Annotated in this window: 13 protein-coding genes; 5 read left to right on the top strand and 8 right to left on the bottom strand. The window is 37.8% G+C overall.

The features are described from left to right. A partial coding sequence (locus EO766_RS11100; RefSeq protein WP_287101004.1) for a transposase occupies positions 1–316 on the top strand: 316 nt, incomplete at its 5' end. A 312-nt stretch (positions 317–628) separates the two neighbouring features. Here the strand turns inward: EO766_RS11100 and EO766_RS11095 are convergent. The 7 genes from EO766_RS11095 to EO766_RS11065 form a co-directional block, all read right to left on the bottom strand. Beyond that, the gene (locus tag EO766_RS11095) at positions 629–1477 is read right to left on the bottom strand and encodes a 3-keto-disaccharide hydrolase (RefSeq protein WP_074420532.1); all 849 of its coding nucleotides are present in this window, start codon (positions 1475–1477) and stop codon (positions 629–631) included. Positions 1478–1570: 93 nt separating this feature from the next. Then, positions 1571–1954: a RidA family protein gene (locus EO766_RS11090; protein ID WP_074420533.1), complete on the bottom strand. Its 384-nt coding sequence runs from the start codon at positions 1952–1954 to the stop codon at positions 1571–1573. A gap of 130 nt (positions 1955–2084) precedes the next feature. Next, positions 2085–2519: a PepSY-like domain-containing protein gene (locus tag EO766_RS11085; RefSeq protein ID WP_081301338.1), complete on the bottom strand. Its 435-nt coding sequence runs from the start codon at positions 2517–2519 to the stop codon at positions 2085–2087. 476 nt (positions 2520–2995) lie between these two features. Next, entirely contained in the window at positions 2996–3694 is a 699-nt protein-coding gene (locus EO766_RS11080) for an SIMPL domain-containing protein (RefSeq protein WP_074420534.1), read from the bottom strand. 87 nt (positions 3695–3781) lie between these two features. Continuing rightward, positions 3782–4108: a type I restriction enzyme endonuclease domain-containing protein gene (locus EO766_RS11075; RefSeq protein ID WP_287101022.1), complete on the bottom strand. Its 327-nt coding sequence runs from the start codon at positions 4106–4108 to the stop codon at positions 3782–3784. Positions 4109–4212: 104 nt separating this feature from the next. Next, entirely contained in the window at positions 4213–6132 is a 1920-nt protein-coding gene (locus EO766_RS11070; protein WP_074421209.1) for a beta-N-acetylhexosaminidase, read from the bottom strand. Positions 6133–6300: 168 nt separating this feature from the next. Further along, positions 6301–7560, bottom strand: coding sequence for a chromate transporter (locus EO766_RS11065; RefSeq protein WP_074419899.1), 1260 nt, complete (start codon positions 7558–7560; stop codon positions 6301–6303). Between the two features lie 202 nt (positions 7561–7762). Between EO766_RS11065 and EO766_RS11060 the strand changes: the two genes are divergently transcribed. Beyond that, the gene (locus EO766_RS11060; RefSeq protein ID WP_074421210.1) at positions 7763–8425 is read left to right on the top strand and encodes a DUF3089 domain-containing protein; all 663 of its coding nucleotides are present in this window, start codon (positions 7763–7765) and stop codon (positions 8423–8425) included. Beyond that, the gene (locus tag EO766_RS11055; RefSeq protein ID WP_074421211.1) at positions 8385–8810 is read left to right on the top strand and encodes a DUF3089 domain-containing protein; all 426 of its coding nucleotides are present in this window, start codon (positions 8385–8387) and stop codon (positions 8808–8810) included. Before EO766_RS11060 ends, EO766_RS11055 begins: the two co-directional genes overlap by 41 nt. Positions 8811–9202: 392 nt before the next feature. On the opposite strand, the gene recQ is transcribed toward EO766_RS11055, so the two are convergent. After that, positions 9203–11503 carry a DNA helicase RecQ gene (recQ, locus tag EO766_RS11050; protein ID WP_081301270.1) on the bottom strand — a complete coding sequence of 767 codons (2301 nt, stop codon included), beginning with the start codon at positions 11501–11503 and terminating at the stop codon, positions 9203–9205. Between the two features lie 190 nt (positions 11504–11693). On the opposite strand from recQ, the gene EO766_RS11045 reads away from it, so the two are divergent. Beyond that, on the top strand, positions 11694–12656 hold the full coding sequence (locus tag EO766_RS11045; RefSeq protein WP_074419896.1) for a KpsF/GutQ family sugar-phosphate isomerase: 963 nt from the start codon (positions 11694–11696) through the stop codon (positions 12654–12656). Positions 12657–12674: 18 nt separating this feature from the next. Next, positions 12675–13757 (top strand): mannose-1-phosphate guanylyltransferase, encoded by a 1083-nt coding sequence (locus EO766_RS11040; protein WP_074419895.1) that lies wholly within the window; start codon positions 12675–12677, stop codon positions 13755–13757. Positions 13758–13905: the final 148 nt, after the last annotated feature.

Genomic DNA, 13905 nt, shown 5'->3' with positions numbered 1-13905 from the left:
TAAAAGGGAATATTTTTATGGGGTAAAGGTACAGTTGATTACAACCAAAAATGGTATACCGGTTGAAATTTGTTTTTCACCTGGTAGCGAACATGATGTAGAAGCCTTGCAGAAAATGTTTATGGATCTGCCGCCAGAGAGCTCTTTATTTGGAGACAGTGCCTACACGGCATACCAACTGGAAGGAAGAGCTATACAAAGAAACAGAATTGATAGAGCTGAAGATATGCAGGAAGGCAAACAGCAAAGGAGCAGACAAACCTTATCAGAGGTTTATAAAGAATATCATGAGAAAACGTATAGAAACCACTATTAGTGAAATTGTAGAAATGACACCCCATTCTATTCACGCAGTCACTAAAGATGGATTCTTACTTAAAATATTACTATTCGTTTTAGCTTTTCAAGTAAAAGCAATCGTTTAAAATAGGAAACTTGAATTATCTTATTATAATAAGGAGATTCGGGCAGAAATAAACTGTTAAATACATTACATAGAAATGCCATTTTTATCACAAAGGGAGTTCCTGCAGCAGGATACAACACATTACTTTTCCATAACAAAAGGTGTAAAAAAATTATGTATTGTAAACACCAAAACCATAGAATTTAAATGCCGAAAAAAGGATTATTGTAACAGTCGTTCTGGTAATGATGCAATCGGTTCAATCCGAATATCTTTATAATATATTTCAGCGCCTTCAGATTGTATTTGAATTTTGCCTTTTGAAAGGGGTAGCATTTGTCCATTGTTGTCTTGTGCAGAATGGTATAATACCATCATTGCCTTTCCGTTCACCACATGCACACTTGTATCGCCATGGCAATATAAATCGAGAGTATTCCATTCGCCTGTTTTATTTTCCGCATCACTTCGCTTTACACAATGCCGGCCATTTTTACTGTTGGCACTAAATGTCAGTATTTTCCCTTTCGGATTATACACATACACACTGTCATTCATTTTAGTAGCAGGAATACTTTCAGTAGCGCCGGCCACACCCCAGTAATCGCCACAATTACCCTGTTCTACCTGAAACTCCTGAGAGCGCATCCAGGCACCCGCATCCACACCATTTGCACCTACTGAAAAATACAAAATACCACTATCCATTTTCTTTCCACGTTTCTGGCCCCATAATAAATGCCCCCATTTAAATTTCAATTGCAAATGAAAATTGCTGTATTCTTTTTGGGTAATAACAGCACCCCATTGTTGACCTGATATACGAATTACCTTTTCGCCATCCATTGGCACTACTGAAAATACCTGTTGCGGGTCATGGTTCAGGCCAACGGGCACACTGCTTAAAGGTTTACCATCCCAATTAATCGGCGGGGCAATATAAGTATCCCATCCATCCAAATTTTTACCATTAAATAAAACATGCCATCCACTGTTATGTGGTATCCACGCAATAAAAACACTCGTTAATAACAAGGCAATTGCAACAAAAAAAAGTTGAACAAATTTCATACAATCGTTTTAAATAAGCGGGTAAGTTACTACAATTCTAAAAGGGTTTTATTTAAATTAAGCTGAAACGGTTATTTCTGTCATTGCTTCACATTATACAGGAATGGCCGCCACTACTTCAATTTCTATAAGCATCCGTTCATCTAATAATCCGGCTTGCAACATAGTAGCCGCCGGTTTTACCTTACCAAAATATTTTTGTAACACTGGTTGGCACAATGTAAACAATTGGGCATTGGGTAAAATATACCTTACCTGAACTACATTTTGTAATGTAGCGCCGGCCTGTTGCAGTGCCTGTTCAATATTCAAAAATGTTTGTTCAGTTTGTGCAACAATATCATCGGCAATGTCCATGGTACGATAATTAAAACCGGTAGTGCCTGATACAAATATAAACGGCGGCGCTACTACGGCTCTGGAATAGCTCATTTGTGCTTCATATCGCGAGCCGGAACTGATTAATTTTTTATGCATGATCACTAATTATTAAATATAAAAAATATGTATTTTAGTAGTATCGAATTTAACCTTTTCTACCAAATAAAACCGCCTGTTTATATTAAATACAGGCGGCTTAACATCATTCAGATATGCATACAAACCTTTAATCAACTTTAATAAATTTTCCTGCTTTATCAAAAATTAAATCCTTACCCTTTATCTCTGCTTCATAAGTTACCATACCCTTAGCATCGGTAACCAAACCTGCTTCTTTAATCTTTGCACCATGTTCATGTGCCTGTACATACTGAGCAACGCCAGCGGGCAACTGACTTACCGGTATGGCTTTTACAATTTCAATAAACATACCGGCCGGAGAAAACAGCGCCGAGTTGTCTTCGCCGGAGCGACCACCCCAATTAGCTTCATAATTGCCTTTTTCTTTTTCCCATGCAATTTTTGCATGACTTGATTCAGGAAACTTTTGGGCACAAGCATTTTGTACCTGCTGAGGCACTTCAGATTTTTTTAAATCCTGTGCCGAACAACTGATTACGGTTAACCCTAGTAGTGCTGTTGAGAATAAATACATTTTCATACTGTTTTATTTTGTTGAAGTGTAAAACTATTTTGACAATCTGATGAGAATTTGAAGAAAAGTACTTTACCCTGTTCATTCAATGTAAACTAGGAGTGCTTTAACAAAAAATTTGGTAAAATATCATTTAAAGCTACATCATGGGTTCACCGCAGGTTTATTCTGGTTCCTGAAAAACCGGCTGTACAATACCAAATAAATAGTTTGACAAAACCTGTACCGGCATAAGAGGGTAAACCAAGATTAACTGCACTGAATAACCAACCTGAAGCACTAGGCCCGGCCAATTGCAGCAATTGCATAGATACTGTATTTAAACTGGTAGCCAGTCAGTGAAGCTCGATACAAACCAATCCTATGGTATGGGCTTGGTGGTTCCTGCCTTCTTTATATCCCCAAATATAAACAATAAATATTTATGTAATATGTATAATAGCTAATACCTTTTTATAAAAATCAGTAACCGAAATACTCCTTTATTTGTTTAGCACAAAACGAACCATGATATTGGCCGAAACTTTTATTTTTTCAAAGCTTATTTCGGGCTGTGAATCGGTAGTTTTTTCCATTACATTGGCCAGCATCATGCGGGGAGCCCGATTGTCATAGGGTTGCACATAGCGTTCTTCATCACCAATATAAATGGCGGGGCCAGGGCTTTGGTGCAATGGTGCCGTTAATGCAATAGCCCTTTGGTGCGCATTTTGTACCGCTTTGGTGCGCATGGCATTGCGAATGGATTCCAATCCGGAATGATCCACATGGTCAATACCTGCATTGGCAATACCTAATTGTTCCAATGTTACAAATACATTACCTGCTTCCATGGCAGTGGTTACCTTCAACAAATAATTCCTTGATTTTACAACGTCTTTTCCGCGGAGAAAATAGTATTGAAAATTGCTGGCCATATCATTCACCGTTAAATTTTTGGCTGCGTCAATGCCCAACTGTTGTAAAGCCTGGAACAGGGCTTTTTCCTGATCTTCCAACGATACTTTGTTTTTGGTATCTTTTTCATTAATGGTAAACCGGATAAAAATTTCATTGGGTGTTACTAAGCTATCGGCCGTGCCGTTTACTTCCACATAAGGCTGGTCAATAAAATTTTTGGTTTGCGCCTTGGCATATATGCCCACCACCAATAATCCCAATACAATCCATATTCGCTTCATATCATATTATTTTTGTACAAGTTAATACATAAAACAAACATTGCTTACAACAAATGTTATCAGTGGAACGTATGAAGGGAAGAAAGGTTACAGGGAGGAGGTGTAAGTATTGGCCAATACCTCTGCCTGTTGTATTACCATATCAATGGCTTTTTGCTCTTTATCCGAAGGATAGCCGCATTTCTTTAAAGTTCTCCTCACCACTACTTTCAGCTTTGCCTTTACACTTTCCCTTGTTGTCCAATCAATAGTTACATTGGCTTTTACTTTCTCTGCAATCTCTCTGACAATTATTCTGAGTTGGTCATTACCTAAAACCTGAACGGCTGTATCATTTACTTCTAACGCATTGTAAAAAGCCATTTCGTCCTCACTCAAGCCCATTTCTTCTGCCCCCTTATCAGCAACTTTTATTAATCCTTTCTCCTTATTATCCCTGTATTCACAAAAAAGCGCCGTTTTCTTTTAAAAGTTAAACGGCGCTTTTTGTTTACGAAATGTTTGGTGTTGCAGAAATTTTATTGAATACCCGCCCGTTTTTTTAACTCTTTGATGGGCATGGCTATCATTCTTCCCATTACTTTATTACCACGGTAAGTAATTACTTTTAACATCACCGCATCTTCAGGTGGCGTTAATGGGGTGGAATAAACAGGATAAAACTGATCTGGGAATGAATTATCAAAACTATAATGTATTTGCAGATTGGGCACTTCGGTTGCCAATTCAATTTGCAAACCACCTTCTGCATTTTTAGTGGCAGTGAAGATGGGATCATACATACTGGGTGCATATTTTACCTGTTCAATATCCAATCTTTTAAACTGGTGTTCTACCCTGTTTACAAAATCGAGCCAGTTTTTATTGGCTTTTGGCGACCATACTGTTTCAGATACTGCAAAAGCTCTGGGCCAGGTCATGTATTGCAAATGCCGGGTGTTGTACACCTGCTCTGTCCATAAATTGGCCTGACCACCTAAAATATATTTACTGTCTACACTATCGGGAACAGGCTCAAATGAATACGCTTTATTTAAACGCAAAGTAGCATACACTCTTGGCTCAATAATTGAATCGCCCTGCATATAATCCAAATAGGCAAAAGTGGTTGGGCTCATAACTACCCGATGTTTCATTTTAGCGGCTTCAATGCCACCCTTCATGCCACGCCAGCTCATTACTACAGCGTTGGGTGCCAATCCACCTTCCAAAATTTCATCCCAACCCATAAATTTCTTCCCTTTCGATTCAACAATTTTTTCAATTCTTTTTTCAAAATAGCTTTGCACTTCTTCCATGGTTTTTAACCCTTCTTTCTGCATCAGTTGATGAATGGCAGGGCTTATTTCCCAAAAGTTTTTAGGGCACTCATCGCCCCCAACATGTATATAAGGAAAAGGGAAAAGTTTGGCCACTTGTGTAAAAACCGTATCTAAAAAAGTATATACTTTAGGATTGGCAGGGCAAAGAGTATTATCAATCAGTGCAATAGGAGGGGCTCCATGCGACCAATCCATAATTTCCTCGCCTGAGCGAACATGGTATGTATTGGCACCTGGCGTGCAAGATAAATCGGGATAAGAAACAATGGCCGACAAGCTATGCCCGGGTACATCTATTTCAGGCAAAATATTTACAAATTTTTTCTGCGCATAAGCTACCATCTCTTTAATATCATCCTGGGTATAAAAACCGCCGTAATTTCTGGGATCATCAGGTTTGGGAGGGGTAAATGTGCCAAAATAACCTACCTTTTTTACATTCCATGCGCCTATTTCGGTTAAACGGGGCAATCCTTTTATTTCTATGCGCCAGCCCTCATCATCGGTTAGGTGTAAGTGCAAAATATTAAATTTGTATTTTGCCATTTCATCAATATAATTTTCTACCTGTTGTTTGGTAAAAAAATGCCGGGCTACATCAAACATTAAACCACGCCATACAAAACGCGGATAATCAAGAATTGCTACCTCCGGAATTTTCCAGTTCATTTTGTTCACAACTGTTTTACTTTCAATAGCAGCAGGCAACAACTGCCATAAAGATTGTACCCCATAAAATAAACCGGCGGGTTCGTTTGCTTTGATGATTACTGCGGTAGGGGTAACCTGTAAACGATACCCTTCATTACCCAAAACAGTATCGCGTTTAGTCAATATTTGTAATTGAATGGTTGCATTTGAAAGGCCTTTGCTTTTTGCCAAAGAAAATCCGGTAGCACGGGCAATTTTTTGTTGCATTTGTTGGGCAATTTCTTTAACGGCAGCAGTGGGGGTGTAACCAATGGTAGCAGTGGGCAATAAAGTAAAGCTGCCCATACCTTCCTGCACTGAAACAGGAATGGGAATAATATTGATTCCTTTTGTACTTTCATGATGTTGGGCAATGGCAATTGATGCAAAACACCATAATGTAATGGAAACAAGCATTTTTTTCATGAAGGCAAGTTTTGATGGAAATAATTAAAATGAATATTGTTTTATAATGCGTACCCGCAAAGTATTGCACAATTTATCAAAATAAAAAGATGTCTGCAATTTCATGCATGAAAATGACTGATAGAAAGGAGATTATTTGATAAAAATCAATGTTGAATTTTTATGCTTTCAGAGCATCCAGCCCAATAACAAACAAATCACCACAATAACAGGCGGCGGAATTTTGGTGTAATATAAAATAAAAAATGTTGCAATAACTACACCAATATCTAAAAATCCATTCATTTGCAGGTTCCATAATTCCACAAACAAAATATCTTTAATTAAGTAAAAAGTAGCACCTGCTATAATACCTACTACCGAGGCGTTAATACCCTCTAACGAACGATAAATAACCGCATATTTTTTCAGGTTATGCCATACCGGAAAGAAAAAAAGTACCAGCAATGCACTGGGCACAAAAAGGCCAATTGCACCCAAAGCACAACCTACCACCTGAAGAGCAGGATCGTGTTCACTTTTTAAAACCATACCTCCCACAAATGCACCAATAGAAAATACCGGGCCGGGAATGGCACGTACAATACCAGAACCGGTTAAAAATTCATCCCGGTTCATTTTTAAAACATCTCTTCTTTTTTCCAATACTTGTTTCGATTCGGGGCGGGTAACATATTGCTCATACATCATGGGTATCAACACATCGCCTCCGCCAAAAACCAGACTGCCATTTCTGTAAGTATTTTCAAACAGGTTAAAGGCTTTTCTGTATTGCCAGTTTTGCCGTGTAGCCGTTTCTGACAAATAACCGGCAATTGCAAAAATTAATAAAAATATCAACAAATTACCCCATTTGGTTTGTTTGGGAGGCTCACCTTTCTGTGGAATTCTTCTATCACTGAAATTGGTTACAATGCCACCCAATACAATTAACGAAGGAAAAATCCAGGGTGTTTTAAATGCTACAAATGTTGCAATGGCAGCAACTACCATAATTACCCGGGTAATGGTATTGTGAATGGCAACATGGTACATTCTAACCGCAGAAAAAGCCACAAAACCAATTGCCATTGGGCGTATAAATTTAAACAAGGCAATATTAATACCCATCCCATCCAGATAATTGAGCAGAAATGATAAGGCGCCCATTAAAAAACTGGCGGGCGCAATCCAAACCAGCAAAGTAATTATAGCCAATGGAATACCACCGCGTTTGTACCCAATTAAAGTAATGGTTTGTGTAGAAGAAGCACCCGGCAACATGTTACAGAAACTCAATAAATCTAATAATTCATGTTCGGTAACATCTTTCCTTTTTTGAACAAAGGTTTTCAGCATCATGGCATAATGCCCCTGCGGACCACCAAATGCAGTAATACTATAAAAAAATACTGTTCTTAAAAAAGACAGGTGTCGTAATAAAAACATGTGTTGTATTAGGGGTGTTAATTGAGGGCTTAAATTAAGCAAATTTATGCACTCTTTATCAGATTATCAGAACAGGTAATATACCTCCCTTTCCTATACAAAATTGGATAGATATATGCAAGGCATGATATCCCACCAATTACAAAAATTTCAAAAGCATGTTTAACAAATGAATTGCTTAATTTTATTTCAAAAATAAAACATGCGTTATCTGATAATCGGTTTCCTTACATTGTTGTTTGCATGTAACCGGCCTTATTACAAAATGGCAAAAAATTACCCGCATGTACCACCATACAGTACAAATGCTATTCCTGATTATGCCAATTTAAACGATTGGGCTGCCCATCCTTACAAAAAAGATCCGGCCGATAGTGTACCACGGCCGCTAAGTAATGGTTTTCAGCCCGACTCAACCGCTGATGTGTTTTTTATTCATCCTACCACTTATACAGAAAAAGAGAGAAGCTTTGGATGGAATGCCCCCATTAACCATACCAAACTGAATGCCAAAACAGATTACAGCACCATACTTTACCAGGCCAGCATTTTTAACGCTGCGGGTAGAATTTTTGCACCCCGTTACAGGCAGGCTCATTTAAGTGCATACTTTCCCAAAAACAGCGCAGACAGCTTGCACGCCATGGCAGCTTTTCAGGAAGCATATAGCGATGTAAAAGCTGCTTTTGAATATTATTTACAACACTGGAACCATGGAAGGCCTATTATTATTGCATCGCATAGTCAGGGTTCTACTCATGCCATTCGGTTATTAAAAGAATTTTTTGATGGTAAATTCCTGCAACAACAATTGGTAGTAGCTTATGTGGTGGGAATGCCGGTTGGTTGCCCAACATCAATTTAAAGCACTGAATGCCTGTGCAACTCCGCAACAAACAGGTTGTATTTGCAGTTGGCGTAGCTTTAAAGAAGGCTATACACCTGTTTATGTAACCAGAGAACCGTTTAAAGCCATTGTTACCAATCCGCTTACCTGGAAGGCTGACGAACCTGATACCAATCGTTTTGTCAATGAAGGGGCTGTTCTAAAAAACTTCAATAAGGTAATACCACATGTGGTAAATGCCATTGTAGAAAAAAATATTTTATGGATGCAGCAACCCCGTTTTTTTGGCAGCTTTTTGTTACACACTAAAAACTACCATATTGCCGATTTTAATTTCTTTTATGTAAATGTTCGGGAAAATGTTGCGTTGCGAAAAGCTGCATTTCTATCAGAACAAAAATAAGGCCCTGTTAAAAAACAAGGCCATCTTATTGATACATACCCCCAATTGAAAAAAAGTATAAATAATTTTTGTTGATGCAGTGCTTGCAAACTATTAGACAACCCTTTTAAAAAATTTGTTGCCTGATAGATGGAAAAAAGAATGTTAAGTTTAATGGAATACAAAAAAATTAGGCCTTCAATAAGATTACACGTAGGCTTTCACCCAAAAGAATGATTTTTTATACCACACTAAAATTGATGATGCCTATAAAGTTATGAGGCGTAACAATACTCAAAACAAAGCCGAAAACAAGCAGCAGATCAGAAGCTCTGTTATCTGTGTTATTTGAATGGAAGAATGTAAAGTGAAAAAAAAGCAGCTACATTAACCATATTTGTATGTTTTTAAAATTACATGCCGTAAACATTCAAAAATTTAATGCGCATAATTTTGAGTTGCTCCCAGCTAAAACCATTTTCACTCAACTCCTGCTGTGCTACTTGCAATGAAGCTGTTTCACAGCCCTTAAAATAATCCAAAATTTCTTCCTGCTCATATTCATCTAACCATTCATCAATAGCATAGTCTAAATTTAATTTGGTGCCACTGGCTGCAATGGTTTCCATTTCTTCTAACAACTCATGCAATTGCAGATTTTTATTTTTTGCAATGGTTTCTAATGAAATTTTTTTATCAACATTTTGTATAATGTAAATTTTATTATTGTTTTTATTGGCCACACTCTTCATCACAAAATCATCGGGCTTAACAATATCGTTTTCTTCTACATATTTTGCAATCAGCTCAACAAAGGGTTTGCCGTATTTCAACGCTTTTCCTTTGCTAACACCCTGGCATTTCTCCAATTCCTCCAGTGTAGTAGGATACAATGTGGCCATATCCTGCAAAGAGTTTTCGAGGAATATAACAAAGGGAGGCAATCCTTTCTTTTTGGCCTCTTTCTGACGCAGGTCTTTCAATATTTCAAACAACACATCATCGGCAGCAGCACCTGTTTGTGAAGCATTTTCATTGTCATCATCATCATCTGTACCTTCTTCAAATAAATGATTCAGCACAATTTTGAAGGATACCGGTTTTTTTAAGAATTGCAAACCCTTTTCGGTCAGTTTCAACAAACCATATTCTTCAATATCTTTTCTAATTAAATTTTCTAACAAGGCTTGCCGAATAAGGCTATTCCAGTAATGACTATCCTGCTCTTTACCAATACCAAATTCTGTTAGGTTTTCGTGGCGGAACATGGCAATTTGCGGCGTTAATTTACCCATTACCACATTCACAACATAGTCGGTAACAAAACGCTCATCTAAAGCCTTCACGACTTTTAATAACTTTACAACATTTTCTTTGGCTTCTATTTTTTCTTTTGGATGTTTGCAGTTATCGCAATTCTGGCAATTTTCATCGGGCCAGTCTTCACCAAAATAATGCAATAAAATTTTTCTTCTACACACACTGCTTTCTACATAAGCAACGGTTTCATTAATAAGCTGTGCGCCCACTTCTCTTTCGCTCAGGGGTTTATCGCGCATTAAATGTTCTAATTTAGACACATCTTTATGCGAATAATAAAGCAGGCATAACCCTTCCATCCCATCGCGTCCTGCACGTCCGGTTTCCTGATAATAATTTTCAATTGATTTGGGAATATTATAATGTATTACAAACCGGATATCGGGTTTATCAATACCCATTCCAAATGCAATGGTAGCAACAATTACCTGCACATCTTCATTTAAAAATTTATCCTGCCGCTCGGCCCTTAATTTTTGGTCTAACCCGGCATGATACGCCACTGCTTTTATATTATTGGCCACCAGCAGATCGGCCAGTTCTTCTGTTGTTTTGCGGTTAAGGGTGTAAATAATGCCGCTTTTACCCTTGTGGCCGCTAATAAATTTTACAATGCTTTTAATGGTTTGTTCTTTGCTGAGTTTGGGCACTACTTCATAATACAAATTGGCCCTATTAAAAGAAGATATGAATATGTTGGGTTCATGTAATGATAAATTTTTTACAATATCACTTTGTACTTTAGGCGTTGCAGTTGCAGTGAGTGCAATAACAGGAATATCAGGATTAATTATATCCATCATTTCTCTTAACCGCCTGTATTCCGGCCTGAAATCGTGCCCCCATTCTGAAATACAGTGAGCTTCATCTACTGCAAAAAATGAGATTTTTAAATCGGAAAAAAAATCGAGATTTTCCTGTTTGGTTAATGTTTCAGGCGCTACATACAATAATTTGGTTTTGCCGGCCAGCAAATCTTCTTTTACTGCTTTTATTTGTCCTTTATTGAGCGATGAATTTAAGAAATGCGCCACATCATCTTTTTCGCTGTAACCGCGCACCAGATCTACCTGATTTTTCATCAAAGCAATTAAAGGCGATACCACAATGGCACATCCTTCCTGCATTAGTGCGGGTAATTGGTAACATAAACTTTTTCCGCCACCGGTAGGCATAATTACAAATGTATCCTGCCCACTTAAAATACTTTGTATGGCATCTAATTGCTTCCCTTTAAATTCCGAAAATCCAAAATGATTTTGAAGCGCCGCTTGCAAATCGGTAAGAAGCACAGATTTTTTATCCGTTTTACTTTTAACAGATGATGAAGATTTGGATTTTGCTGGTTTTTTGGCAGTAGCAGTAGCCTCATTTTTTTTCTTTGTCGTTGCCATGTATGGAAAAGATTTATCCTTTTAATTTTTTGTGCAAAGTGCATTCTTAAAGTACAACTTTTTTCTGTATCAAGCAGATTTTATTTTTTTGCAGTGAGAAAAAAGCGCCTGTTTTTAAAAAGGTGGGCGAAGTTAACAAAGCAACACTGTAAACGCAAGAGTTTGTTGTTAAAGTTTACCTTTGCGGGGCATGAACCAGCATATTATTCAAAAAGCCAAAGAAACCATTGCAATTGAAGCCGCTGCTATTCAGCGGCTGTCAGGTTTTGTAGATGAACAGTTTGAAGCCACAGTGCAGGCCATTTACCAATCAAAAGGCCGGATTGTGGTTACTGGCATTGGCAAAAGCGCAATTGTAGCCCAAAAAATTGTGGCCACTTTAAACTCAACCGGCACACCCGCTCTTTTTATGCATGCCGCCGATGCCATACATGGCGATTTGGGCATGGTACAGCGAGATGATATGGTAATGATTGTAAGCAAGAGTGGTGAAAGCCCTGAAATTAAAGTACTGGTACCTTTCATAAAAAATTTCGGCAACCCGGTTATTGCATTAGTAGGTGCAACAGATAGTTTTTTGGCAAAAGAGGCGCAATTCATTGTTCCATGCAGTGTTGAAAAAGAAGCTTGTCCCAATAATCTGGCACCCACCAGCAGTACCACTGCTCAAATGGTAATGGGCGATGCTTTGGCCGTTGCACTAATGACTTTAAATGGTTTTGACGGGAAAGATTTTGCCAAATACCATCCCGGCGGCAATTTGGGTAAACGATTGTACCTGAAAGTGGCAGATGTGTATGTACATAACCCGCAGCCCAAAGTACTGCCCAACGCAAGCTTAAAAGAAGTAATTGTAGAAATTACACAAAAAAGGCTGGGTGCTACTGCCGTAGTACAAAAAAACAATACCATTATTGGAATTATAACGGATGGCGATTTACGCAGAATGTTGAATAAAAGCAGTACGCTCGAAAACATTAATGCTGCAGATATTTTAACCCCACAACCCAAAACCATTGCTGCAGATACGCTGGCAGTAGAAGCATTGGAAGTATTAAAAAAATACGATATTAGCCAACTCATTGTTGCAGAAAACAATACCTATTTAGGCATTATTCATCTGCACGATTTAGTGAGAGAAGGCATTATTTAAAAAAGCAAATGATTTAACGTGAATAAAAATTATTATGTAGCCATTATGGCCGGCGGAATTGGCAGCCGTTTCTGGCCCAAAAGCAGAACTGCTTATCCTAAACAGTTTTTAGATATTTTAAATACAGGTAAAACACTCATTCAATGGACGTATGAACGCTTTGCTTCATTTATTCCTGCTGAAAATATTTTTATTGTTACCTCGCAAGAGTACACCCACATTGTAAGTACGCAACTGCCACAAATTAATGTTGACAATATTATTGCCGAGCCCAGCAGAAAAAATACCGCACCCTGTATTGCCTACATAGCTTTTAAACTGCAGCAAGAAAATCCTGATGCAGCCTTAATTGTAGCACCCAGCGACCATATGATTTTAGATAGCGATACATTTCAGAAAATTGCCTTGAAAGCCCTAAAATTTGTTTCTGAACAACCCGCATTACTCACACTGGGCATTAAGCCAACATACCCTAATACCGGTTATGGCTACATTCAACACGATGCACACGAAATAAAATCGGGCATTTTTAAAGTAAAAACATTTACCGAAAAACCCAATTTAGAATTGGCGAAAACATTTTTAAGTAGTGGCGATTTTTTATGGAATGCAGGCATTTTTGTTTGGAAGGTATCTACCGTTTTACAAACATTTGAAAAATACCAGCCGGAAATGTTTGAATTATTTGATAGTGAAAAAAACCATTTAAACACACCGGAAGAAAGAAATGCCATTCATCGCATTTATCCGCTTTGCACCAATATATCTATCGATTTTGCCATTATGGAAAAGGCCGATAATGTTTATGTATTACCCGCAGCATTTGGCTGGAGCGATTTAGGCACCTGGAACAGTGCCTACGAAAATTTAGATAAAGATTATTTGGGCAATGCCGTGGTAAGCGAAAACGTAATTGTGATTGATGCAACCAAATGTATGATTAGTGCCGAACAGGATAAATTAGTAGTGGTGCAGGGCATTGATGATTGTATAATTGTAGATACACCCGATGTGTTACTCATTTGCAAAAAAGACAAAGAACAAGCCATTAAAGAATATGTTGCCGAAATAAAACGCAACAAAGGCGATAAATATTTATAACAACCTTACTATCTTTAAAAAAACCTTCGGTAGCAACTCCGAAGGTTTTTTATGTCTATTTGCTATATTTAATATCTATTTAACACGATTAATTAATTTTTAATAATTAACTTTCCAAACTTCTACACCCTAAATCCAACATCCGGCA

The organism is Hydrotalea sp. AMD, assembly GCF_004100315.1.
Taxonomy (GTDB): Bacteria; Bacteroidota; Bacteroidia; order Chitinophagales; family Chitinophagaceae; genus Hydrotalea; species Hydrotalea flava.
Note: the sequence above shows the minus strand (reverse complement) of the source record. Positions and strands in the feature narration are given on the sequence as shown.